This is a genomic window from Pseudomonas sp. FG-3G (assembly GCF_901007645.1).
In the GTDB taxonomy this organism is placed as follows: domain Bacteria; phylum Pseudomonadota; class Gammaproteobacteria; order Pseudomonadales; family Pseudomonadaceae; genus Aquipseudomonas; species Aquipseudomonas rhizophila.
Genome location: NZ_CAAKGZ010000045.1, coordinates 38,553 through 61,033, shown reverse-complemented (window position 1 = coordinate 61,033; position 22,481 = coordinate 38,553). Strand labels below are relative to the sequence as shown.

The 22,481-nt window shown below is 60.6% G+C and carries 19 protein-coding genes and 1 pseudogene; 7 read left to right on the top strand and 13 right to left on the bottom strand.

What is annotated here, in order from left to right:
• Nucleotides 1–900, top strand: a complete 900-nt coding sequence (gene xerC / locus PSEUDOMOFG3G_RS26150) for a tyrosine recombinase XerC (protein ID WP_076383081.1) — start codon at nucleotides 1–3, stop codon at nucleotides 898–900.
• A complete protein-coding gene (locus PSEUDOMOFG3G_RS26145; protein WP_139048888.1) occupies nucleotides 897–1,601 on the top strand; it encodes an HAD family hydrolase in 705 nt (234 codons plus the stop codon). The genes xerC and PSEUDOMOFG3G_RS26145 overlap by 4 nt, the downstream gene beginning before the upstream one ends.
• Before the next feature lie 211 nt (nucleotides 1,602–1,812).
• Here PSEUDOMOFG3G_RS26145 and sutA read toward each other — a convergent pair whose 3' ends face one another.
• The 4 genes from sutA to glnK form a co-directional block, all read right to left on the bottom strand.
• Entirely contained in the window at nucleotides 1,813–2,136 is a 324-nt protein-coding gene (gene sutA, locus PSEUDOMOFG3G_RS26140; RefSeq protein WP_014340827.1) for a transcriptional regulator SutA, read from the bottom strand.
• A 101-nt stretch (nucleotides 2,137–2,237) separates the two neighbouring features.
• Entirely contained in the window at nucleotides 2,238–2,663 is a 426-nt protein-coding gene (locus PSEUDOMOFG3G_RS26135) for a secondary thiamine-phosphate synthase enzyme YjbQ (RefSeq protein ID WP_047226195.1), read from the bottom strand.
• A gap of 214 nt (nucleotides 2,664–2,877) precedes the next feature.
• Nucleotides 2,878–4,203 (bottom strand): ammonium transporter, encoded by a 1,326-nt coding sequence (locus PSEUDOMOFG3G_RS26130; RefSeq protein ID WP_047226138.1) that lies wholly within the window; start codon nucleotides 4,201–4,203, stop codon nucleotides 2,878–2,880.
• A 33-nt stretch (nucleotides 4,204–4,236) separates the two neighbouring features.
• Nucleotides 4,237–4,575 (bottom strand): P-II family nitrogen regulator, encoded by a 339-nt coding sequence (gene glnK / locus PSEUDOMOFG3G_RS26125; RefSeq protein ID WP_002555808.1) that lies wholly within the window; start codon nucleotides 4,573–4,575, stop codon nucleotides 4,237–4,239.
• A 412-nt stretch (nucleotides 4,576–4,987) separates the two neighbouring features.
• Here glnK and PSEUDOMOFG3G_RS26120 point away from each other — a divergent pair, with 412 nt between their 5' ends.
• The gene (locus PSEUDOMOFG3G_RS26120; protein WP_076383082.1) at nucleotides 4,988–5,248 is read left to right on the top strand and encodes an accessory factor UbiK family protein; all 261 of its coding nucleotides are present in this window, start codon (nucleotides 4,988–4,990) and stop codon (nucleotides 5,246–5,248) included.
• A gap of 85 nt (nucleotides 5,249–5,333) precedes the next feature.
• Here PSEUDOMOFG3G_RS26120 and PSEUDOMOFG3G_RS26115 read toward each other — a convergent pair whose 3' ends face one another.
• On the bottom strand, nucleotides 5,334–6,611 hold the full coding sequence (locus tag PSEUDOMOFG3G_RS26115; RefSeq protein ID WP_139048887.1) for a sensor histidine kinase: 1,278 nt from the start codon (nucleotides 6,609–6,611) through the stop codon (nucleotides 5,334–5,336).
• Between the two features lie 274 nt (nucleotides 6,612–6,885).
• On the opposite strand from PSEUDOMOFG3G_RS26115, the gene PSEUDOMOFG3G_RS26110 reads away from it, so the two are divergent.
• Nucleotides 6,886–8,379 carry a YifB family Mg chelatase-like AAA ATPase gene (locus PSEUDOMOFG3G_RS26110; protein WP_139048886.1) on the top strand — a complete coding sequence of 498 codons (1,494 nt, stop codon included), beginning with the start codon at nucleotides 6,886–6,888 and terminating at the stop codon, nucleotides 8,377–8,379.
• Between the two features lie 6 nt (nucleotides 8,380–8,385).
• On the opposite strand, the gene PSEUDOMOFG3G_RS26105 is transcribed toward PSEUDOMOFG3G_RS26110, so the two are convergent.
• The 4 genes and pseudogenes from PSEUDOMOFG3G_RS26105 to PSEUDOMOFG3G_RS26095 all read right to left on the bottom strand — a co-directional run bounded on the left by PSEUDOMOFG3G_RS26105 (nucleotide 8,386) and on the right by PSEUDOMOFG3G_RS26095 (nucleotide 12,933).
• Nucleotides 8,386–9,600 carry an aldose 1-epimerase family protein gene (locus PSEUDOMOFG3G_RS26105; protein ID WP_139048885.1) on the bottom strand — a complete coding sequence of 405 codons (1,215 nt, stop codon included), beginning with the start codon at nucleotides 9,598–9,600 and terminating at the stop codon, nucleotides 8,386–8,388.
• A 247-nt stretch (nucleotides 9,601–9,847) separates the two neighbouring features.
• On the bottom strand, nucleotides 9,848–10,570 hold the full coding sequence (locus PSEUDOMOFG3G_RS28500) for a methyl-accepting chemotaxis protein (RefSeq protein WP_370695182.1): 723 nt from the start codon (nucleotides 10,568–10,570) through the stop codon (nucleotides 9,848–9,850).
• 132 nt (nucleotides 10,571–10,702) lie between these two features.
• A pseudogene (locus PSEUDOMOFG3G_RS28495) lies at nucleotides 10,703–11,824 on the bottom strand (Cache 3/Cache 2 fusion domain-containing protein); the annotation flags it as partial.
• 188 nt (nucleotides 11,825–12,012) lie between these two features.
• Nucleotides 12,013–12,933 carry a LysR substrate-binding domain-containing protein gene (locus tag PSEUDOMOFG3G_RS26095; protein WP_047226144.1) on the bottom strand — a complete coding sequence of 307 codons (921 nt, stop codon included), beginning with the start codon at nucleotides 12,931–12,933 and terminating at the stop codon, nucleotides 12,013–12,015.
• 159 nt (nucleotides 12,934–13,092) lie between these two features.
• On the opposite strand from PSEUDOMOFG3G_RS26095, the gene PSEUDOMOFG3G_RS26090 reads away from it, so the two are divergent.
• A complete protein-coding gene (locus tag PSEUDOMOFG3G_RS26090; RefSeq protein WP_047226196.1) occupies nucleotides 13,093–14,490 on the top strand; it encodes a NorM family multidrug efflux MATE transporter in 1,398 nt (465 codons plus the stop codon).
• Nucleotides 14,491–14,531: 41 nt separating this feature from the next.
• On the opposite strand, the gene PSEUDOMOFG3G_RS26085 is transcribed toward PSEUDOMOFG3G_RS26090, so the two are convergent.
• On the bottom strand, nucleotides 14,532–16,202 hold the full coding sequence (locus PSEUDOMOFG3G_RS26085) for a bifunctional diguanylate cyclase/phosphodiesterase (protein WP_139048883.1): 1,671 nt from the start codon (nucleotides 16,200–16,202) through the stop codon (nucleotides 14,532–14,534).
• 276 nt (nucleotides 16,203–16,478) lie between these two features.
• Here PSEUDOMOFG3G_RS26085 and rep point away from each other — a divergent pair, with 276 nt between their 5' ends.
• Both rep and PSEUDOMOFG3G_RS26075 read left to right on the top strand, forming a co-directional pair.
• Nucleotides 16,479–18,488: a DNA helicase Rep gene (rep, locus tag PSEUDOMOFG3G_RS26080; RefSeq protein WP_047226146.1), complete on the top strand. Its 2,010-nt coding sequence runs from the start codon at nucleotides 16,479–16,481 to the stop codon at nucleotides 18,486–18,488.
• A gap of 69 nt (nucleotides 18,489–18,557) precedes the next feature.
• Nucleotides 18,558–19,130 (top strand): xanthine phosphoribosyltransferase, encoded by a 573-nt coding sequence (locus PSEUDOMOFG3G_RS26075; protein WP_047226147.1) that lies wholly within the window; start codon nucleotides 18,558–18,560, stop codon nucleotides 19,128–19,130.
• Nucleotides 19,131–19,252: 122 nt separating this feature from the next.
• Here the strand turns inward: PSEUDOMOFG3G_RS26075 and PSEUDOMOFG3G_RS26070 are convergent, their stop codons facing one another.
• The 3 genes from PSEUDOMOFG3G_RS26070 to PSEUDOMOFG3G_RS26060 form a co-directional block, all read right to left on the bottom strand.
• A complete protein-coding gene (locus tag PSEUDOMOFG3G_RS26070; protein ID WP_076383086.1) occupies nucleotides 19,253–21,175 on the bottom strand; it encodes an acetyl-CoA hydrolase/transferase C-terminal domain-containing protein in 1,923 nt (640 codons plus the stop codon).
• A 136-nt stretch (nucleotides 21,176–21,311) separates the two neighbouring features.
• On the bottom strand, nucleotides 21,312–21,722 hold the full coding sequence (locus PSEUDOMOFG3G_RS26065) for a cytochrome c5 family protein (RefSeq protein WP_047226149.1): 411 nt from the start codon (nucleotides 21,720–21,722) through the stop codon (nucleotides 21,312–21,314).
• Nucleotides 21,723–21,905: 183 nt separating this feature from the next.
• A complete protein-coding gene (locus PSEUDOMOFG3G_RS26060; RefSeq protein WP_047226150.1) occupies nucleotides 21,906–22,454 on the bottom strand; it encodes a cupin domain-containing protein in 549 nt (182 codons plus the stop codon).
• Between the last annotated feature and the right edge of the window lie 27 nt (nucleotides 22,455–22,481).

The window sequence follows — 22,481 nt, the reverse complement described above, 5'->3', positions numbered from 1 at the left end:
ATGGAACGGCAGCTGGACGCCTACTGCGAACACCTGCGCAGTGAGCGCCAGGTGTCGCCCCACACGCTGTCGGCCTATCGCCGCGACCTGGAAAAAGTGTTGGCCTGGTGCCAGAAGCAAAACATCGGCAGTTGGGCAGCCTTGGACATCCAGCGCCTGCGCAGCTTGGTCGCCCGCCTTCATCAACAAGGGCAATCCTCCCGCAGCCTGGCGCGACTGTTGTCAGCAGTGCGAGGCCTGTACCACTACCTCAACCGCGAAGGGCTGTGCGATCACGACCCCGCCACCGGCCTGGCACCGCCCAAGGGCGAACGCCGGTTGCCCAAGACCCTGGACACCGATCGGGCCCTGCAATTGCTGGAAGGCGCTGTCGAGGATGACTTCCTGGCGCGACGGGACCAGGCGATTCTCGAATTGTTCTACTCCTCCGGCCTGCGGCTTTCCGAACTGACGGGGCTTAACCTGGATCAACTGGACCTGGCCGATGGCATGGTCCAGGTGCTGGGCAAGGGCAGCAAGACACGTTTGCTGCCCGTTGGCCGCAAAGCCCGTGAGGCCCTGGAGCTGTGGCTGCCGTTGCGGGCGCTGACCAACCCGGCCGACGACGCGGTATTTGTCAGCCAGCAAGGCCGGCGTCTCGGCCCGCGGGCGATCCAGGTGCGGGTCAAGGCCGCCGGTGAACGCGAACTGGGACAGAACCTGCATCCCCACATGCTCAGGCATTCCTTCGCCAGCCATCTGCTGGAGTCTTCCCAGGACCTGCGCGCCGTCCAGGAACTGCTCGGCCACTCCGACATCAAGACCACCCAGATCTATACCCACCTGGACTTCCAGCACCTGGCAACGGTCTATGACAGTGCCCACCCAAGGGCCAAACGAATCAAGGGCGACGAATCATGACCATCGAGCTCATCACTTTCGACCTCGACGACACCCTATGGGACACCGCCCCGGTGATCGCCAGTGCCGAGGCCATCTTACGCCAGTGGCTGACCGACAACGCCCCGAACCTGGGCAGCGTGCCGGTGGAGCATCTTTTTACCATTCGCGAGCAAGTGTTGCGCGAGGAGCCCGGCCTGAAGCACCGCATCAGCGCACTGCGCCGACGAGTGCTGTTCCGTGCCTTGCAGGACGCCGGTTATGACCAGTGGCAAGCCTCGGAGCTGGCGGACGAAGCGTTCGAAACATTCCTGCACGCCCGTCACCAATTGGAAATCTTTCCCGAGGTGCAGCCTACCCTGGAAATTCTGGCCAACCATTTCGCCCTCGGCGTGGTCACCAATGGCAACGCCGATGTACGTCGCCTGGGACTGGCGGATTATTTCAAGTTCGCCCTGTGCGCCGAGGACATCGGCATCGCCAAGCCTGACGCCCGGCTGTTCCACGAAGCCTTGCAACGCGGCGGCGCCACGGCGCAAACCGCCGTGCACATTGGCGATCATCCGGGTGACGACATCGCCGGCGCCCAACAGGCCGGCTTGCGGGCAATCTGGTTCAATCCGGCGGGTAAAACCTGGGATGCCGAGCATGTACCGGATGCAGAGATTCGCAGCCTGACCGAGCTGCCGGGGTTGCTGGCGGGGTGGCATAGCCAACCCTGAACCGCCTGTTTTGTGGCCACCAGAACTCAAACTGTGGGAGCGAGCCTGCTCGCGATAGCAATGTCACATCCAGCGTCGATGTGACAGATAGATCGCTATCGCGAGCAGGCTCGCTCCCACAGGATCCGCGGCGCCTGGCCTGAAGATTTTTATAGCCCATGAAAAAGCCCGCAGCGACGGCGGGCTTTTTCAGCAAGCAAGAAGCAGATGCTCAGATCGGGCGGCTGCCGTACTTGTTGTCCGGTTTCTTGGGCGGATCCGCAACAACGTTGGCCTCCACTTCCTGCACTTTACCGCCTCGGGCCAGGAACTCCTCCATGGCCTTGGCGAGCGCATCACGCTCCTTGTTCTTGGCCTCTACGCTCGGCAACTCGTCGACCGAAACCGCCGCCTTGGCCTTGCCTTTGGCGGTTGGCGCCGGTACATCGGCCCCATCGTCGTCGGCGACGTCTTCAGCCGCCGCTTCCAGGCCTTCTTCGGTCTCGTCTTCGTCACCTACTTCGAGGTCGTCGTTTTCCAGATCATCGTCGCTCATGTTCTACCTCATGACTTGCGAAAAGCAGATTAGTTATAGCCCAGCTTCGCCGTCTGTCGAAGGCTGCCAGAAAAAATTCAACATCCGCCGGCAATCAGCGGTTACTCCCCATCACCGTACAAAGTGGCGAGGACTTTACGAGCACCACCATGATCACGGTGCTCGCCCAGATAAACACCTTGCCAGGTACCCAATGCCAGCCGTCCCGCCGTGACCGGCAGGCTAAGCTGACACCCCAGCACGCTGGCCTTGAAGTGCGCCGGGAGGTCGTCCAGGCCTTCGTCGTTGTGCTCATAATCGGCGGTTCCTTGTGGGATCAGCCGATTGAAAAATCGTTCGAAGTCTCGACGCACCGCCGGATCGGCGTTCTCGTTGATGGTCAACGAGGCCGAGGTATGCTGCAGCCACAGATGCAACAGACCGACACGACATGCCCGGAGTTCAGGCAGGCCGGCGAGCAACTCGTCCGTTACCAGATGAAAGCCCCGAGGCCTTGCCCGCAGGGTTATCAGCGTCTGTTGCCACATACAGATCTCCGCACGTTCGGCGCGCATTCTAGCGCGCTCTGGGAAAAAACAAAGGGCCTAATACGCCTGCTTTGGTGTAAGCCGATGGCGGTAGAAAAACCCATGTCGCGTACATAACAAAAGACGTCGGAAAAACCGGTACATCCTGTGAGCAATGACAAACTCCAGACAAAAAAATGCCCGGCGAACCGGGCATTTTTTTTATTGCGTGTACTTACAGATTGTAGCCACGCTCGTTGTGCTGGGCCAGGTCCAGGCCGACCGCTTCTTCTTCCTCGGAGACACGCAGACCCATGACGGCGTCCAGGACTTTGAGAATGATGAAGGTGACGATCGCGGTGTAGATCACCGTGAAGCCTACACCCTTGAGCTGAATCCACACTTGCGCGCCGATATCAGTCACGGTGCCGAAGCCACCCAGGGCCGGCGCTGCGAACACACCGGTCAGGATCGCGCCCAGGATACCGCCGATGCCGTGCACGCCGAAGGCGTCCAGGGAGTCGTCATAGCCCATTTTGCGCTTGAGGGTAGTGGCGCAGAAGAAGCACACCACACCCGCCGCCAAGCCGATGACCAGGGCGCCCATCGGGCCCACGGTGCCGGCAGCCGGAGTAATCGCCACCAGACCCGCCACCACACCCGAGGCAATGCCCAGTGCGCTTGGCTTACCGTGGGTGATCCACTCGGCGAACATCCAGCCCAACGCCGCAGCAGCGGTTGCAATCTGGGTAACCAGCATTGCCATACCGGCGGTGCCGTTGGCCGCGATGGCGGAACCGGCGTTGAAGCCGAACCAGCCTACCCACAGCATGGCCGCACCCATCAAGGTGTAACCCAGGTTATGCGGTGCCATCGGGGTAGTCGGAAAACCCTTGCGCTTACCCAATACCAGGCACGCCACCAGGCCAGCAATACCGGCGTTGATGTGCACCACGGTGCCACCAGCGAAGTCCAGCACACCCCAGTCCCACATCAGGCCGCCGTTGCCGGACCAGACCATGTGCGCAATCGGTGCATACACCAGGGTGAACCACACGGCCATGAAGATCAGCATGGCGGAGAACTTCATCCGCTCGGCGAACGCGCCGACGATCAGGGCCGGGGTGATGATGGCGAACGTCATCTGGAAGGTGATGAACACCGCTTCAGGGAACAGGCCAGTCAGGCTACTAGGCGTGAGGCCCGCCAGGAATGCCTTGTTCAGACCGCCGACGAACGAATTGAAGTTGACGACGCCCTGCTCCATCCCCGTGGTGTCGAACGCAATGCTGTAGCCATAAATGACCCACAGGATGCTGATCAGACCGGTAATGGCAAAGCATTGCATCATCACGGAAAGAATGTTTTTCGACCGAACCATGCCGCCGTAGAACAGCGCCAGGCCGGGAATAGTCATGAACAGTACAAGAATTGTGGCAGTGAGCATCCAGGCAGTGTCGCCGGAGTTCAGGACTGGGGCTGCCGCTTCTTCTGCCATGGCCAGGCCAGGCGTTACGAAGGACAACAGGGCTCCTAGCCCTGCGAATTTACGCAGAGTCATATTGTTTTCTCCTGGGGCGTTGGGTTTGGCGGCTTAGATAGCGTCGGTATCGGTTTCGCCGGTACGGATGCGAATAGCCTGTTCCAGATTGACCACAAATATCTTGCCGTCACCAATCTTGCCGGTATTGGCGGCCTTGGTGATCGCCTCGATAACCCGGTCCAGATCCTTGTCGTCAATGGCGACATCGATCTTCACCTTGGGCAGGAAATCAACCACGTATTCCGCGCCGCGATACAGCTCGGTGTGACCTTTCTGCCGACCGAAGCCTTTGACCTCAGTAACGGTAATGCCCTGCACGCCGATTTCGGACAGCGACTCGCGCACGTCGTCCAACTTGAACGGCTTGATGATGGCAGTGACTAGCTTCATGAAACTTTCTCCCGAATTGGTGGACTTGCCCCAGGAAAACAAACCCGACTCAAGTCTAAGCGCAGTGCCTGGCTTTGTAACGCATCGTCGGCCCAAGTTGCCCGACCGGTGCCAGCTAACCACTCTGACGAAGCTCCCCGCCTCGCCGGCTGCACTGCATTCGTCACAGCGACTGCATCAGTGCATGGGTCATCAGCCACTAAGCAGAAACCTTGCCATCTGTGCCCAAACCTTCTGATTTCAGTCTCTTACCCACTGTGCCGGCTCGCGCCGCACCCCGAACAGGAACAATACGCACAACAACAGTGCGGCGATGCCCGGTCCAGTGCGCGAAAAGCGTGCACTCCTTGCTCGCCAATTGAATATAGACGCTGCGTGATACACTGCCCTCATCGTTTTCAGGACACCTGCCATGCTTGCGCCCAAAGACCTCCTCGACGCCCTCAGCGGCCACGCCTCCCGCCTATTGAGCGGCGACACACCCCTGCCCAAAAGCGAAATCGAAAGCCAGTTCAAGGCACTGCTACAAAGCGGGTTCAGCAAGCTGGATCTGGTCAGCCGGGAAGAATTCGACAGTCAGATGGTCGTACTGGCCCGGACCCGGGCGCGGTTGGAGAGCCTGGAGGCGAAGGTGGCGGAGCTGGAGGCGAAGATAAATCCTCCTACCGAATAAAATCCCCAGCAGGAGCTGCTGAAAGCTGCGATTTTTTGTCTCGCTCCCTGCAACGCTTTCTTGCCGAGACCTCAAGCCGACTAGGTCAGCCACTCGCGGCTCGCTGAGATTGACCTTGGGCCAGCGCAAGCGGCAACTCCAGGGTAAAGAGCGCGCCCTTGCCCGGCCCCGCGCTCTGCACTGTCAGCTCGCCGCCCATCTCGTGCGCAGCCAGAATGCAACTGTGCAGTCCAAAGCCGTGACCGTCGGCGCGCGTCGTAAAACCATGCTCGAACACCCGGTTGAGATTGTCCCTGGAGATACCCTCGCCGTTGTCCTCGACCTCGATCCGCACACGCTTGTCGTCAGTGGCCTTCAGACGCAGGGTAATGCGCGACGGTCGATCCGCCACCGAATCAAGCGCCTGCTTGGCGTTGTTGATTAGATTGATCAGTATTTGCAGCACCTTGTGCTTGTCCAGCAACATCATCGGAATATCGGCGAGCTCCTTGATCAGCGTCACATGATGACGCGCCAGGGACACATCGCAGATGCGCACCACATCCTCGATCAGCTCTCGCAGCGAACCCGGCTCCAGCACGCTGGAGTTACCGGCATAGGACTGCTGGGTGGCGACGATCTCCTTGATATGGTCGATGCTCTTGGTCAGTTGCACCAACTCATCGATCATGCTCCGCTGCTCGGCTGCCAGGGCTTCGGCCAACTTGCCAAGATAGCCGGGTAGCGCGCGACCTTTCGGATCGCTGCTGATAAAGGCGCCGAGATCATCGGAATGCTCCTTCATCAACTCAGCAACCCTGATCACACCCTGCCCCTTGGATGCGTGCACTTTCTCGTACAAGAGTCGGGCTGACACATTGACGCTATTGAGTACATTGCCCACGTTGTGCAGCACATTGGTGGCGATTTCCGCCATACCGGCCCGGCGCGCGGTAGTGACCAGTTCGGCCTGCGCCTCACGCAACTCGTCATTGACCCTGGCCAGTTGCTGCGGGCTGGGGATCTTAAGGGCCGCAGGCACCAGCCGGACCAGCAGGATGGCAGTAATCACCGAGGCGATAGCAGTGATTACCTTAACCAGCGCCGACAGCCAATAGTAGGGCTGCCAGATGGTCAGGATTTCCATCACATGGCTGGTCCCGCAGGCCAGGATGAACACACCAAAAGCCGTCAGCATCCAGTCAAAAGGCACGTCTTTGCGCTTGTGGATAAAGTACAGAAGGGTGAAGGGAATGGAGATGTAGGACAGGGTGATCAAGCCATCGGCAATGACATTGGTCCACAGCAAATCCGGCCGCCACATATAGCAATGCCCGTGGGGCATGAAGCGCTTGTCGGTTAACAGAGCCAGCAGATCGTTCATGGGCCACTCACTCCCTGTGCCGTAGATGCCGATTGGACAAATCGGAGTCTAGCAGCGCCTGGGGCGGTCATTTCGAAGGCACCGTGAAACGGACGCACAGCCCTGCTGAACGCACGCCCCCCTGCTGCCCTCGTATTCGCGCAGGCGATCGGCCATTCGCAACCGCAACATCCTGGCAAAATTTTCGCCTTCGATTGCCCCACCGAAAGCCTATCCACGACTAACCTTCAAGAGCCGCAGGACGCGGCCCCTTATTCACTCAAGGAACGATTGCATGTCGCTCGCCATTGTCCATAGCCGCGCCCAGGTGGGGGTGGAGGCTCCTGCCGTTACCGTCGAAGTCCATCTGGCTAATGGCTTGCCATCGCTGACGATGGTCGGTTTGCCTGAAGCGGCGGTGAAGGAAAGCAAGGACAGGGTACGCAGCGCGATCATCAATTCGGGCCTGAATTTCCCGGCGCGGCGCATCACGCTGAACCTGGCGCCGGCGGATCTGCCCAAGGACGGCGGGCGGTTCGACCTGGCGATTGCCCTGGGGATCCTGGCGGCCAGCGTACAGGTGCCGACCCTGATGCTGGACGATGTGGAATGTCTCGGGGAGTTGGCGTTGTCCGGCGCGGTGCGCCCGGTGCGCGGTGTGTTGCCCGCGGCGCTGGCGGCGCGCAAGGCCGGGCGTACGCTGCTGGTGCCGCGAGCGAATGCCGAGGAAGCCTGTCTGGCATCGGGGCTGAAGGTGATCGCGGTGGATCATCTGCTTGAAGCGGTAGCCCACTTCAATGGCCATACCCCGGTGGCGCCTTATGTTTCCAACGGGCTGCTCTCGGCGAGCAAGCCCTATCCTGACCTGAATGAAGTACAAGGCCAGGTCGGGGCCAAGCGCGCATTGCTGATCGCCGCTGCGGGAGCCCATAACCTGTTGTTCAGCGGACCACCAGGCACTGGCAAGACACTGCTCGCAAGCCGTTTACCGGGGTTGTTGCCGCCACTGGCTGAAAGTGAAGCCCTGGAGGTCGCCGCGATTCAGTCGGTCGCCAGTTGCGTACCGTTGAGCCATTGGCCGCAGCGCCCGTTTCGTCAACCGCATCACTCGGCGTCCGGCCCGGCGCTGGTGGGAGGCGGCTCAAAGCCGCAACCGGGAGAGATCACCCTCGCCCACCATGGCGTGCTGTTTCTCGATGAACTGCCGGAGTTCGACCGCAAGGTTCTTGAGGTCTTGAGGGAGCCGCTGGAATCGGGCCACATCGTGGTTTCGCGCGCTCGTGACCGGGTGCGCTTTCCGGCGCGTTTCCAGTTGGTGGCGGCGATGAATCCCTGCCCCTGTGGATACCTTGGCGAGACCAGTGGCCGATGCTCGTGTACGCCGGACATGGTGCAGCGCTACCGCAATAAACTCTCCGGCCCCTTACTGGACCGCATCGACCTGCACCTGACCGTCGCCCGGGAAGCCACGGCGTTGAGCCCAAAAAGCGAATCCGGTGCGGATACGGCTACCGTAGCCGAGCAAGTGGCCGAGGCCCGCGAACGCCAGCAAAAGCGCCAAGGATGCGCCAACGCGTTCCTGGATCTGCCGGGTTTGCGTCGGCATTGCAAGTTATCCACAACCGATGAAACCTGGCTGGAAACCGCCTGCGAACGACTGACCCTGTCGCTGCGAGCTGCCCACCGCCTGCTCAAGGTCGCCCGTACGCTAGCGGACCTTGAGCAAGCGGATCGAATCAGTCGGGAGCACTTGGCCGAAGCATTGCAATACCGGCCCGCCACGCCCTGATGGGCATCATGGCTTGCTCAGGTCCACCAGCGGCGTATTTCGTACTTCGGTTTGCTGGGCGCCCTGGATTTCATCGATACGTTTGAGGGCTTTATCCACGGCACCTTTATCCGCCAACAGGCTGTAGTGGATCTGGAACTGCTTCTGCTCTTTTGGCGCGATGGTGGGCACCAGGCCCAGTGGCCGTTGATACCGGCGGTTATAGGAAAAACTGGTGCCCGGCTCCAGCCCGGTCACGTAACCCTGACCTTGGGTATCGGTGTTTTTCCACAGGGAGAACACGGGGAGCGTGCCGGTGTTGAAGCCCACCGATACACCGAGGCTACCGGCCTTGTTGTGCAGCACGGTGAGGGTGTCGCCCTTGGCATCGGCATAAGGCACGACGTTGTAGACGGTTTCGTCGTAGTCCTTGGTTGGCCCTCGGTAGGTTTGCCAATCCGCCAGATCGCCCTTGGCCTTGTCGTTGAACGGCGAGACCTGCTTGACCGGCGCCGCGAAGCGAGCCCCCTGCTCCAGGAACGGTGTACTGAAATTGCTGTGGTAAAGCGCTTGGTATTCCTTCGGATAGTCGCCGTTGTTGGTCAGCGTGTCCTTGAGTGCGAAGCTCACGCTGCCGGGCTCGGTCAGCAGTTCGGTTTGTACCGAGAAATCGACTTTCTTGAAGGCTTGCTCCTTCAGCTCGCCCCGCAGAGTAATCGCATAAGGCGGTTTTTCATCGATGTGCAGCGTCACTTTGTTGGCCGGGATGTTGGCGGCGCGGCCATGCAGCGTCAGCAGCTCGCCGTTGTCCATGCCGGGATGGCCGACCCATTCGTAGCCACAGCGGGTCACCAGCTCGTTGAAGCCTTCGAGCCAGCCCAGTCCACCGCGGCCGTTGAGCTCAATAAACGATGGATTGACCACTTCCTTGACCGGCGAATCCCAGCCCATACGCACTTCACCGACCGAGGCCTGCAGCACGTTCATGCCCCGTGTTGGGACGACCGAGAGCTTCATCGTGCCGTTGTCGATATCGACGATGCTGACGCCTTCCTGCCGACCGCCATGCAGGGTGCGCATTGTCACGGAAAAGGGCTTGTCGGTTTTCACGCCTAGCTGCTGGCTGGTGATTTTCCAGGGCTGAGCGGCTTTATCGGTGTCGAGCAGGACGTAATCCCAGGCCATGGCGTGGGACGTAGCGCCCAGGGCGCTGAGGGCAATGACAAGTTTGAGCGGAGTCATAAGGGCAGCCTTTTCTTGGAGTTGTGCGGTTTTTATAGACTTGAAGAAACGTTTCAGCAAGCTTAAAAACAGCGATAACCTTGAAAACCGCAAACGCCCGCTCGCCGCCAAGCCCCTGTGGGAGCGAGCCTGCTCGCGATAGCGGTGGGTCAGTGGCGGGGATGTTGGCTATGCCACTGTTGTCGCGAGCAAGCTCGCTCCAGAGGGATCTGGGGTGAACTTGCTCGCGATGAGTCTGCAGGACGCCTCAGCGGAACCGGTCAACCTCTTTGCGCAGGTCCTGCGCCAGTTTTTCCAGTTCCTTGGCGGTGATCGCCAGGTTCGAGACCACTTCGCGCTGTTCGCTGTTGGCCATGGCGATGCTTTGCAGGTTGCTGCTGAGCAGGGTCGCGGTGCTGCTTTGCTCCTGAGTGGCGGTGGTGATCGCCGCGAATTGCTGGCCTGCCGAACGGCTTTGCTCGTCGATGCGCGCCAGGGCCGAGGCCACATTGGCATTGCGCGACAAGCCTTCTTGCATCAACAAGTTGCCTTTCTCCATCGTACTGATGGCGTTACCGGTTTCCTGCTGGATGCTATTGATCATGCCGGAAATTTCGTCAGTGGCCTGACGGGTACGGGACGCCAGGCTACGAACTTCGTCAGCCACTACGGCAAAGCCCCGACCCTGCTCACCCGCACGGGCGGCTTCGATGGCCGCGTTGAGCGCCAGCAGGTTGGTCTGCTCGGCGATCGAGGTGATCACCCCGACGATGCCGCCGATTTCCTGGGAGCGCTGGCCCAAGGTGTTGATGACCGTGGCAGTGCTGTTCAGTGCGCCAGCAATTTGCTCCAGCGACGAGGATGCTTCATCCATCGACGTACGACCGATGCGGGTTTGCTGGGCGTTATCCTGGGCCAGGCGTTCGGTATTGCCCATGTTATCGGCGATGTTCAACGAGGTCGCGCTGAACTCTTCCACTGCGCCAGCCATGCTGGTGATTTCGCCGGACTGCTGCTCCATGCCCTCATAGGCCCCGCTGGACAACCCGGACAGGGCCTGGGCGCGGCTGTTGACCTCTTGCGAGGCCTTGCGGATATGTTCGACCATGGTCGACAGGGCCTGGCTCATCTGGTTGAAGGCACGGGCCAACTGACCGATTTCGTCGTGGCTCGACACATTCAGACGCACGCTCAGGTCGCCGGCGCCCAGCGCCTCGGCCTGGCGCACCAGATCGCCCAGCGGGGCCAGTTTGCTGCGCAGCAGCCACACCGCCGAGCCCACGGCCAGCAACATGGCCAGCAAGCTGCCGATAGCCAGTTGCGTACCGACACTCCAGGTCACGGCGCGAATCTCGGCTTTCGGCATGCTCGCCACCACCGCCCACGGACCGTCCTCGAACGGCACGGCAACGCTGTAGAAATCTTCAGCGGTATCGCTCCAGAACACACCTTGGCCTGGCTTCTTGACCAACTCCTTGATGGTCCCGGTCGCCTGCTCCAGCGCCTGCACACCCGCTGGCGGAACCAACCATTTGTTTTGCTCATCCAGTACCGCCAGCGAACCGGTCTGACCGATACGGAAGCGCTTGAGGTTCTCGAACTGGGCGTTCTGTGCGTCGGTGTAATCGAATCCCACATACAACACGGCAATGATCTTACCGCTGCTATCGCGTACGGGGGTGTACTGCGACATGTAAAAGCGCCCGAAAAGCAGGGCCCGACCAATGTAGCTCTGCCCACTCATGACCGGGGCATAAGCCGGGCCGGCACGGTCGAGCAAGGTGCCGATCGCCCGCGAACCGTCCTGCTTGGTCAAGGAAGTGCTCACGCGGATGAAATCGTCGCCGCTGCGCACGAACACTGTCGCCACTCCGGCGGTCGTCTGCCTGAACTCATCAACTTCCTTGAAGTTGTTGTTCAGCACTTCGCTGCCCAGTCTCAGGGTTGGAGCCTGCACGCCTGCCACCGCGACCGGCTCGTCCGGGTGCACGCTCAGGCCTGCGCTGAAACGTTTATCGAACAGCCCGCTCAATCGCTGCGTGCTTTCACGCAGGGTGCCATGGAACGTATTGAGCTGGTCGGCCATCAGGCGCGCTTCGCTGGCCAGGTGTTCTTCACGGGTCGCGAGGTTGGCGGAGTCCAGCGAGCGCAGGGCAAAGACGGTGCTGCCGGAGATCACGATCGCCAGTATCACGGCAAGGGCGAGGCCCAGCTGTGAGGCGATTCGGGCACGAGGTTGAGACATGACGGCTCCTAGCCAAGTGACCGGATCATCCTGATCACGTCGCACACTCGGCAATTTTATTCGGGTGATATGTAGGCAGTCCCTTTCTAATACGAAAGTACTACTTCCACACATTCGGCGGCGAAACCGAATACTTGAGCGCTTTGGAAGGAATAATGCCAAGTGGCTAGCACGGGAGCTTCAACGATTCAGCCCAGACGCTTTACGTCGGGTAATTGCATGGCCTTCACTTCGCCCTGGAGAAAATCGCTCAGACGGCGCAAACGTTCACCTCCTGGACGGGTTTTCGGCCAGACGAGGTAATAGTGCTCGCCGCTGGCGACGGCGGTAGGCCATGGCAGGCTCAAGCGCCCTTGGGCCACGTCCTCGGCCACCATCAACAGATCACCCATGGACACGCCGTAGCCGCGCGCCGCGGCGATCATGCCCAGTTCCAGCGTATCGAACACCTGCCCGCCCTTGAGCGAGACCTGATCGGACAGACCCATGCGCGAAAGCCAGTTGCGCCAATCACGACGGTCCGGCGTGGGATGCAGCAATTCTGCGCTGGCCAACCGCGCCACATCCCAGGGCTGGTCGTTCAACAGGTTCGGTGCGCCTACCGGAATCAGCTCCTCGGGAAACAGCAAGCTTGCCTCCCAGTCGCTAGGAAAATGCCCGTTGCCCAGTAATACCGCGCAATCGAAAGGCTCGGTGTTGAAGTCCACTGAATCGACGTCCATCCAGGCGCTGGTCAGTTGCACTTCATTGCCGGGCTGAAGATGCCGGAAGCGGCTCAGGCGCGCCAACAGCCAACGCATGGTCAGCGTGGACGGCGCCTTCATGCGCAGGATGCCATCTTCGCCGTGCAAGGTATGACAGGCCCGTTCCAGCGCCATGAAACCCTCACGCACGCCCGGTAGCAGCAACCGCGCCGCTTCGGTCAACTGCAGGTTGCGACCACTGCGCTGGAACAGCCGACAGGCAAAGTGCTCTTCGAGTGTACGAATATGCCGGCTGACGGCACTTTGAGTAATCGATAGTTCTTCAGCCGCCCGGGTGAACGAGCTGTATCGCGCCGCCGCTTCGAATGCCCGTAACGCATAAAGAGGAGGGAGACGACGAGACATCGGGAAAAGCTCCTATGGCGATATTTACGCACCCTATCAGAAAGTTATCAGCATGAGTTTTAATCATGCTAGTGATCGCTTTTATCCTTTTGTGCAAACCGCTGAGAGCGCCGAGAATCGCCGTTTTACAGCCTTGTTTGAACATGGAGTGTGATGATCATGCGGCATCCGGTGCGAATCGAACTGTGGGCTATCCTGCGGCTGGCAGGGCCGTTGATTGCCTCGCAGTTGGCGCACATGCTGATGGTCCTGACCGACACCCTGATGATGGCGCGCCTGAGTCCCGAGGCCCTGGCAGGCGGCGGGCTCGGAGCGGCGACCTATTCATTCGTGTCGATTTTCTGCATCGGTGTGATCGCCGCAGTGGGCACATTGGTGGCGATTCGGCAGGGTGCCGGTGATGTCGAAGGCGCCACCCGACTGACTCAGGCCGGGTTGTGGCTGGCCTGGTTGATGGGGTTGGTGGCCGGGCTCCTGTTGTGGAACCTCAAGCCGGTACTGTTGCTGTTCGGCCAGACCGAAACCAACGTCCTGGCCGCCGGCCAGTTCCTGCTGGTGCTGCCATTCGCCCTGCCCGGCTATCTGAGTTTCATGGCCCTGCGCGGCTTTACCAGCGCCATTGGCCGGGCTACCCCAGTGATGGTGATCAGTCTCGGCGGCACGGTGGCCAACTTCCTGCTCAATTACGCACTGATCACCGGCATGTTCGGCCTGCCAAAACTGGGCCTGATGGGAATCGGCCTGGTCACGGCCATCGTCGCCAACTGCATGGCTCTGGCCCTGGCCTGGCATATTCACCGGCATCAAGCCTACCGCGCTTATCCGTTGCTCAATGGTCTGTCGCGGCCCAATCGCCAGTACCTCAAGGAACTGTGGCGCCTGGGTCTGCCCATTGGCGGCACTTACGCAGTGGAAGTCGGGCTGTTCGCGTTCGCCGCGCTGTGCATCGGCACCATGGGCAGCACGCCATTGGCAGCGCACCAGATCGCTCTGCAGATTGTCTCGGTGGCATTCATGGTCCCGGCGGGAATGTCATATGCGATCACCATGCGCATCGGCCAGCACTATGGCGCCGGGCAACTGCTGATGGCACGGCTGGCCGGTCGGGTCGGAATTGGCTTCGGCGCAGCGGTCATGCTGGCGTTCGCGATGGTGTTCTGGTTGCTGCCAAACCCATTGGTCGGCTTGTTCCTGGACCACGACGATCCGGCGTTTCGCGGAGTAATCGAGCTGGCGGTGAGCCTGTTGGCGGTAGCGGCGTGGTTCGAGCTGTTCGACGGTGCGCAAACCATTGCCATGGGCTGTATCCGTGGGCTCAAGGACGCCAAGACCACCTTCCTGGTGGGCCTGGGCTGTTATTGGCTGATTGGCGCACCGGCGGCATGGTGGATGGCCTTCCATCTGCACTGGGGCCCGACCGGCGTCTGGTGGGGCCTGGCCCTTGGTCTGGCCTGCGCGGCGGTGAGCCTGACCCTGGCATTTGAGTGGAAGATGAAGCGAATGATCCGCAGTGAGCCTCTGCGGCACCAGGGCTTTGAAACTGTCCAGGCCGACTGAAATCCCATGCGGGAGCAGGCTCGCTCCCACAAGGCTTGGTGTCAGCCGATTTCCAGCACCGACTGCTGGCTGCCGTCAAACGTCAGGTATTCCACCAGTTCCGCCAGGGGCAACGGCTTGCTGATCAAAAAGCCCTGCACCTGGTCGCAGCCGTAACCGCGCAGCAAATCCAGTTGCTCCCGGGTTTCCACGCCCTCGGCCACCACTTCCAGGTTGAGGTTGTGGGCCAGGTTGATCATCGCATGGACCAATTTGCGATTTTCCTCGCGCTGCTCCATGCCACCCACGAAGCTCTTGTCGATCTTGAGCAAGGCGATGGGCAGGCTGTTGAGGTGCACGAACGAGGAGAAGCCGGTGCCGAAATCGTCCAGGGAAAAGCGCACCCCCAGGCGACCCAGGGCGTCCATGGTCTGCTTGACCAGTTCGCTGCGGCGCATGACGGCGGTTTCGGTGAGTTCGAATTCCAACCACTGCGCCTCGACACCGCGTTCGGCGATCAGGCGGCTCAGGGTCGGCAGCAACTGGCTGTCCTGGAACTGCCGGAACGACAGGTTGACCGCCATGTGCAGGGGCGCCAATCCCCTTTCACGCAGCGCCTGCATGTCCCGCAATGCCCGGGAAATCACCCAGTAGCCCAGCGGTACGATCAGCCCGCTCTGTTCGGCCAGTGGCACGAACTCACTGGGGGGCAATAGCCCGCGTTCGTTATGACGCCAGCGCACCAGGGCTTCGAGGCCGACGATGGTGCCGCCATCTAGGCTCAGCCGGGGTTGGTAATGCAACTCCAGCTCGTCACGCCGCAGCGCCCGCCGCAACTCGCTCTCCAGGTCGGCGAGGCTGCGGGCGTTACGATTGATGCGTTCGTTGAAGATATGAAAGGTGCAGCCCTGGGTGCTCTTGGCCTGCTGCATGGCGATATGGGCGTGCCACATCAGCGGGTCCGCGCCGGCCTGGGCGCGAGCGTGGGCGATCCCCAGGCTGCAACCGATCAGCAGGCTTTCGCCATCGACCCAATAGGGTTCGGCCATGGCTTCGGTGATGCGCTCGGCCATCCACTCAGCCCGCTGAGGCGCCCTGCGGGTGTCGATCAGCAGCGCAAATTCGTCGCTGCCCAAGCGCGCCAGTTGATCGCCGGCTTCGAGCGAACCTTTGAGCCTCGACACTACTTGCAGGATCAAACGGTCACCGGCCTGGTGGCCGAGGGCATCGTTGGCATGACGGAAGTTATCCAGATCCAGATGCCCGAGCGCCAGGCCACGGCCTTCGTTTTCAGCCAGGCGCGCTGCCAGCAGGGTCTGGAAGCCCTGGCGATTGGCGATGCCGGTCAGCGGATCCTGTTCGGCAAGCCGCTGCAGCGTGTTTTCCAGCACTCCGCGCTCGCGCACATGGCGCAGGCAACGGCGCAGAGTGGCGCCATCGAGCACATCACGTACCAGCCAATCGCTGACACCATCAGGTGCAGTGGTGGGCTCGTGCTCGAGCAACAGGACCGTCGGCAAACGGCAACGACCGGGTGCCGGCTGCAACGCCGCGACGGTCAGCAGCACCGCGTTGTGGTTGTCTTCGAACAGGCTGCTGACCGACTCCCAGCTCGGGGCACTGATCAACACGACCGACGGCCCCATGGGGGCCAGGCACTCGCGCAAAATCGCTGACCATATCGGCTCTTCGGCCAATAGCAGCAAACGCAAGGGTTCGACAGACGTTGACAAGCTGACTCCCTAGACTCTGCAAGGTAATAGGCGCAGGGCATTATGACCTGCTGACCGCTAATGACCAATGCCAATGGTTCTCAAACACTTGCTTCAGACGGCTTTTCTTACCCTCGAAGCCGAACGCTGGACGCCCATTCGCCCCACATCCTGCGTGAAAGTAACAAAAGCGGCAAATGACAATGCAGTGTTGCGTCACAAGTCGGACAGAGCAGCACAATTCTGTGAGCCTGTTAAAATGCCGGCCCATTTCGCAAACGACTCCCTGACCCTGTCATGTCCCGACTCAATCCCCGGCAGCAAGAAGCCGTGAACTATGTCGGCGGCCCTCTTTTGGTGCTCGCCGGTGCAGGCTCCGGCAAGACCAGTGTGATCACCCGCAAGATCGCGCACCTGATCCAGAACTGCGGTATCCGCGCCCAGTACATCGTCGCCATGACCTTCACCAACAAAGCCGCCCGGGAAATGAAAGAGCGGGTCGGCGGCCTGCTGCGCGCCGGTGAGGGCCGTGGCCTGACGGTCTGCACTTTCCACAACCTGGGCCTGAACATCATCCGCAAGGAACATGCACGGCTGGGCTACAAGCCGGGTTTCTCGATTTTCGACGAGACCGATGTCAAGGCGCTGATGACCGACATCATGCAAAAGGAATACTCGGGCGACGACGGCGTGGACGAGATCAAGAACATGATCGGCGCCTGGAAAAACGATCTGATCCTGCCGCCCCAAGCCTTGGAAAACGCCCGCAATCCCAAGGAGCAGACCGCCGCCATCGTGTACGCCCATTACCAGCGCACGCTCAAGGCGTTCAACGCGGTGGACTTCGACGACCTGATCCTGCTGCCGGTCAAGCTGTTCCAGGACCACGCCGACATCCTCGAGAAATGGCAGAACAAGGTCCGCTACCTGCTGGTGGATGAATACCAGGACACCAATGCCAGCCAGTATCTGCTGGTGAAGCTGCTGATTGGCATCCGCAACCAGTTCACCGTGGTGGGCGACGACGACCAGTCGATCTACGCCTGGCGTGGTGCGCGGCCGGAAAACCTGATGTTGCTCAAGGAAGACTACCCGTCGCTCAAAGTGGTGATGCTGGAGCAGAACTACCGCTCCACCAGCCGCATCCTGCGCTGCGCCAACGTGCTGATCTCCAACAACCCCCACGAGTTCGAAAAGCAACTGTGGAGCGAGATGGGCCACGGCGACGAGATCCGCGTGATTCGCTGCCGCAACGAAGACGCCGAAGCCGAGCGCGTGGCCATGGAAATCCTCAGCCTGCACCTGCGCACGGACCGACCGTACAGCGATTTTGCCATCCTGTATCGCGGTAACTACCAGGCCAAGCTGATCGAGCTGAAATTGCAGCATCACCAGATCCCCTATCGCCTGTCGGGGGGCAACAGCTTTTTCGGCCGTCAGGAAGTGAAGGACCTGATGGCTTATTTCCGCCTGATCGTGAACCCGGACGACGACAACGCCTTCTTGCGGGTGATCAACGTCCCACGCCGGGAAATCGGCTCGACCACCCTGGAAAAACTCGGCAACTACGCCACCGAGCGCAAGATCTCGATGTACGCCGCCACTGACGAAATCGGCCTGGGCGAGCATCTGGACAGCCGCTTCACCGACCGTCTGGCGCGCTTCAAGCGCTTCATGGACAAGGTGCGCGAACAGTGCGCCGGCGAAGACCCGATCTCGGCGCTGCGCAGCATGGTCATGGACATCGACTACGAGAACTGGCTGCGTACCAACAGCTCCAGTGACAAGGCCGCGGACTACCGCATGGGCAACGTCTGGTTCTTGATCGAGGCGTTGAAAAACACTCTGGAAAAGGACGAAGACGGCGACATGACCGTCGAGGACGCCATCGGCAAACTCGTGCTGCGGGACATGCTCGAACGCCAGCAGGAAGAGGAAGACGGCGCCGAAGGCGTGCAGATGATGACCCTTCACGCCTCCAAGGGCCTGGAATTCCCCTACGTGTTCATCATGGGCATGGAAGAAGAAATCCTGCCCCACCGCTCCAGCATCGAAGCCGACACCATCGAAGAAGAACGGCGCCTGGCCTACGTCGGTATTACCCGCGCACGTCAGACGCTGGCCTTTACCTTCGCCGCCAAGCGCAAGCAATACGGCGAGGTGATCGACTGCGCCCCGAGCCGCTTCCTCGATGAGCTGCCGCCGGACGACTTGGCCTGGGAAGGCAATGACGACACACCGACCGAGGTCAAGGCCGTTCGCGGCAATAGCGCCCTGGCCGATATACGAGCGATGCTCAAGCGCTAGAATCGACTACTTTTTACCGAACTTTTTACCAAATCCAGGGGCGCCGAAGGCGTCATTAAAGGAGGCTTGATGGAAGCCCTGCACCAGAAAATTCGTGAACACGGCATCGTACTTTCCGATCAGGTTCTGAAAGTCGATGCTTTTCTGAACCACCAGATCGACCCGCAATTGATGAAGCTGATCGGCGACGAATTTGCCGCGCTGTTCAAGGACTCGGGCATCACTAAAATCGTTACCATCGAAGCCTCGGGAATTGCCCCGGCGATCATGACCGGCCTGAACCTGGGCGTTCCGGTGATTTTCGCCCGCAAGCAACACTCTCTGACCCTGACGGAGAACCTGTTGTCCGCGACCGTGTATTCGTTCACAAAAAAGACCGAAAGCACCGTGGCCATCAGCCCGCGCCACCTGACCAGCAGCGACCGGGTACTGATCATTGATGACTTCCTGGCCAACGGCAAAGCCTCCCAGGCGCTGATCTCCATCATCAAGCAGGCCGGCGCCACCGTGGCAGGCTTGGGGATCGTGATCGAGAAATCGTTCCAGGGTGGACGTGCGGAGCTGGATGCCCAAGGCTATCGCGTTGAATCGTTGGCCCGGGTGCAATCGCTGGCCGGTGGTGTCGTGACCTTTATCGAATAATCGCCCTGCATCCCTGTGGGAGCGAGCCTGCTCGCGATGAGGCCGGCACATCCAACACCAATGTTGACTGACAGTCCGCCATCGCGAGCAGGCTCGCTCCCACAGGGGCTTTGAAGTGGCCGTTAAGGCGCGGTGATCTTGAGACCAGCGAGCAACAAGCGCTGGCCCAGCTCTTCTTTCAGCCCTTCGGGGCTCGCCAACTGCATCCGCTCCAAATGCTCGGGAAACTCCGACGGCGGCGGCGCATCCAGCGCAGCCTTGCCCAGCTCCAGCATTTCGGTGAGTTTGAACTTGCTCTTGAGCCAGTTCAGCGCCCGCAACAGGTCCCGCTCCACCCCGTCGAAATCGCTGCCCAGCGGATACTCCGGGAACAAATTAGGATGCCGTGCCTGGATGGCCTGCAAGCGTTCCGAGGTGTTCTCGGCGAAGCGCGGATCGAGGCGAAAATCCTTCGGCAACTTGCCGGCATTTTGCGCCTGCTCGATCAGCTCCGGCTGGAAGCGTGAGTCGCTGATGTTCAGCAGCGCCTCGATCACCGCGGCATCAGTCTTGCCCCGCAGGTCAGCGATACCGTATTCAGTCACCACGATGTCTCGCAAGTGTCGGGGAATGGTGCAATGGCCGTATTCCCAGACGATGTTCGAACTGATCTCGCCCCCCGCCTCGCGCCAACTGCGCAGAAGCAGAATGGAGCGCCCGCCCTCCAGCGCATGGCCCTGGGCAACGAAGTTGTACTGCCCGCCGACGCCGCTGAGTACGCGACCATCTTCCAGTTGGTCCGCCACCCCGGCGCCCAGCAAGGTCATGGTGAAAACCGTGTTGATAAAACGTGCATCGAGTCGCTGCAGGCGCTTGAGTCTTTCCTGGCCGTACAGCTCGTTGATGTAACTGATGCGGGTCATGTTGAATTCGAGGCGCCGACTCTGGGGCAGCTCGCGCAAGCGTTCGTAAAAACTGCGAGGGCCGAGGAAGAATCCGCCATGGATGCAGATGCCATCGGGTTGCGCCGCCTCGTCGAGGGTGCCGGCGTTGGCTCGTTCCTGGGTCGGCTCGTCGGGATAGACCCTGCGCCGGATAATTCCGGCCTCTGCCAGCACCAGCAAGCCGTTGACGAACATTTCGCTGCAACCGTACAACCCTTTGGCAAAGGGTTCGACCCCGCCCTCACGCTCGATCAACTGCGCCCACTGGCTGAGATTCAGCTCCGCCAGCAACGCCTGGTAAGCGGCATTGTCGGCTTGACGCGCCAGCAGCGCCGCCGTCAACGCATCGCCCATGGAGCCGATGCCGATCTGCAACGTACCGCCGTCACGCACCAGGGCACTGGCGTGCAGGCCGATCATATGATCCTGAAACCCCACCGGCATATTCGGCGTGGAAAACAGCGTGTGGCTGTCCTTTTCGTCGATCAACAGGTCGAACGTGTCGATGCCGACTTCCGCATCACCGGGCATGTAGGGCAGATCACTGTGAACCTGGCCCACCATGAGGATGGTCTCCCCCGCCGCACGCCGCTTGGCGACCATCGGCAACAGGTCGAGGGTGATGTCCGGGTTGCAACTCAGGCTCAGGCGGTCAGGATGCTGCGCATCACTGGCCACCAGTTGCGCGATCAGGTTCAAGCCAGCGGCATTGATGTCCCGCGCGGCGTGGCTGTAGTTGCTGCTGACGTAATCCTGCTGGGCCGACTCGCTGTGCAACAGGCTGCCCGGTTGCAGGAAGAATTGCTGGACGTGGATGTTGGCCGGCAGGCTGTCACGGTGCAGATCGGCCAGGTAATCCAGTTCCGGATAATCGCCAAAGACCCGTTCGATAAAGGGCTCGAGAAAGCGCTTCTGCAAACCATCGCCCAGATTGGGTCGGCCCAGGCTCAGAGCGGTGTAGATGGTCAGTTGTCGCTCAGGCAGTTGCGCGATACGCCGGTACAGGGCGTTGGCGAACAGATTGGGTTTGCCCAACCCCAGGGGCATCCCCAGATGAATGTGCGCTGGCAGGCGCGCGAGTACGTCATCCACCGCCTGTTCGATTGAACACAACTGCACCATCCGACCCTCCGGGACATTCCATGAATGTGGGTTGGACCGAGCTTGCCGGGTCTTGGTTGCGATGAACAGCCTTTGTAAAACCACCGGGCACAAAAAAGCCGCTCGTAAGCGGCTTTCTTGTGGAAGATGCTGGCTATTACAGACCCGACATCTCTTTGATCGCGCCCATGAGCTCTTCATCCGAGCAATCGGCGCAGGTGCCTTTAGGCGGCATGGCGTTGATGCCAGTGATCGCCTTGGCCAGGATGCCGTCGAGGCCGCCCTGATGATCGGCGCGCTCTTTCCAGGCAGCCGTGTCGCCGATTTTCGGAGCGCCCAGCAGGCCGGTGCCGTGGCAAGCATTGCAGTGTTTTGCAATAACATCCTTCGGCGTCTTGGCTCCACCGCCGCCAGCCGAAGCCACGACCTCCATGCCCTTGCATTCCTGCCCCTGAACGCAGACCTGGCCGACCGGTTCAAGGCGCTTGGCGATTTCGTCGTTGGGCGCTGCTTGGACACTGGCTGCCCATAGGGCCAATACGGTTGCTGGTGCAGCCAGCATTTTCATAATTAGATTCACGCGTACACCCTCAATGGTGGCTAGTCACGCCTGCGGCCACGGTTTGCAGGCGGGCGCAAGTATAGCGGGAAGGCCGTCACACTGAAACAACCCCAAAGTCGCAAGGGTCTTGTTTGTCATGACAGCTCATCCTTCGGGCGCCTTTGCCGTCCGGGCACGGCGCCTCTTTTCCTAGAAATTGGCCGGTGTGGCTGCGCTGATCAGTCGCGCCGGCGCATCGAACGGATTACGGAAACGGTGTGGCTTGGTGCTCTCGAAATAGTAGCTATCGCCCGCTTCGAGTACGAAGGTTTCGGCGCCGACCACCAACTCCAGCCGCCCTTCCACCAGAATCCCGGTCTCTTCGCCCTCATGGGTAAGCATCTCGTCACCGGTATCGGCGCCAGGCGGGTAGATCTCGTTGAGAAAGGCAATCGCCCGGCTGGGGTGCGCCCGGCCCACCAGTTTCATGGTGACGGCACCGTCGGAAATGTCGATCAGTTCATTGGCTTTGTAGACGATCTGAGTCGGTTTCTCCTGCAGAATTTCTTCGGAGAAAAACTCGACCATGGACATGGGAATCCCGCCAAGGACCTTACGCAGCGAGCTGATCGAGGGGCTGACGCTGTTTTTCTCGATCATCGAAATGGTGCTGTTGGTGACGCCCGCGCGCTTGGCGAGTTCACGCTGGGAAAGGCCTTTGAGTTTACGAATGGATTGCAGTCGTTCACCGACGTCCAATGCTGGAGCCTCCAGGGAATCAGGTTG

What these genes read in the sequence shown, in the direction of transcription:
- xerC (WP_076383081.1), top strand. Translation starts at nt 1, where the DNA reads ATGGAACGGCAGCTGGACGCCTACTGCGAACACCTGCGCAGTGAGCGC.
- PSEUDOMOFG3G_RS26145 (WP_139048888.1), top strand. Translation starts at nt 897, where the DNA reads ATGACCATCGAGCTCATCACTTTCGACCTCGACGACACCCTATGGGAC.
- sutA (WP_014340827.1), bottom strand. Translation starts at nt 2,136, where the DNA reads ATGAGCGACGATGATCTGGAAAACGACGACCTCGAAGTAGGTGACGAA.
- PSEUDOMOFG3G_RS26135 (WP_047226195.1), bottom strand. Translation starts at nt 2,663, where the DNA reads ATGTGGCAACAGACGCTGATAACCCTGCGGGCAAGGCCTCGGGGCTTT.
- PSEUDOMOFG3G_RS26130 (WP_047226138.1), bottom strand. Translation starts at nt 4,203, where the DNA reads ATGACTCTGCGTAAATTCGCAGGGCTAGGAGCCCTGTTGTCCTTCGTA.
- glnK (WP_002555808.1), bottom strand. Translation starts at nt 4,575, where the DNA reads ATGAAGCTAGTCACTGCCATCATCAAGCCGTTCAAGTTGGACGACGTG.
- PSEUDOMOFG3G_RS26120 (WP_076383082.1), top strand. Translation starts at nt 4,988, where the DNA reads ATGCTTGCGCCCAAAGACCTCCTCGACGCCCTCAGCGGCCACGCCTCC.
- PSEUDOMOFG3G_RS26115 (WP_139048887.1), bottom strand. Translation starts at nt 6,611, where the DNA reads ATGAACGATCTGCTGGCTCTGTTAACCGACAAGCGCTTCATGCCCCAC.
- PSEUDOMOFG3G_RS26110 (WP_139048886.1), top strand. Translation starts at nt 6,886, where the DNA reads ATGTCGCTCGCCATTGTCCATAGCCGCGCCCAGGTGGGGGTGGAGGCT.
- PSEUDOMOFG3G_RS26105 (WP_139048885.1), bottom strand. Translation starts at nt 9,600, where the DNA reads ATGACTCCGCTCAAACTTGTCATTGCCCTCAGCGCCCTGGGCGCTACG.
- PSEUDOMOFG3G_RS28500 (WP_370695182.1), bottom strand. Translation starts at nt 10,570, where the DNA reads ATGGCTGGCGCAGTGGAAGAGTTCAGCGCGACCTCGTTGAACATCGCC.
- PSEUDOMOFG3G_RS26095 (WP_047226144.1), bottom strand. Translation starts at nt 12,933, where the DNA reads ATGTCTCGTCGTCTCCCTCCTCTTTATGCGTTACGGGCATTCGAAGCG.
- PSEUDOMOFG3G_RS26090 (WP_047226196.1), top strand. Translation starts at nt 13,093, where the DNA reads ATGCGGCATCCGGTGCGAATCGAACTGTGGGCTATCCTGCGGCTGGCA.
- rep (WP_047226146.1), top strand. Translation starts at nt 16,479, where the DNA reads ATGTCCCGACTCAATCCCCGGCAGCAAGAAGCCGTGAACTATGTCGGC.
- PSEUDOMOFG3G_RS26075 (WP_047226147.1), top strand. Translation starts at nt 18,558, where the DNA reads ATGGAAGCCCTGCACCAGAAAATTCGTGAACACGGCATCGTACTTTCC.
- PSEUDOMOFG3G_RS26070 (WP_076383086.1), bottom strand. Translation starts at nt 21,175, where the DNA reads ATGGTGCAGTTGTGTTCAATCGAACAGGCGGTGGATGACGTACTCGCG.
- PSEUDOMOFG3G_RS26065 (WP_047226149.1), bottom strand. Translation starts at nt 21,722, where the DNA reads ATGAAAATGCTGGCTGCACCAGCAACCGTATTGGCCCTATGGGCAGCC.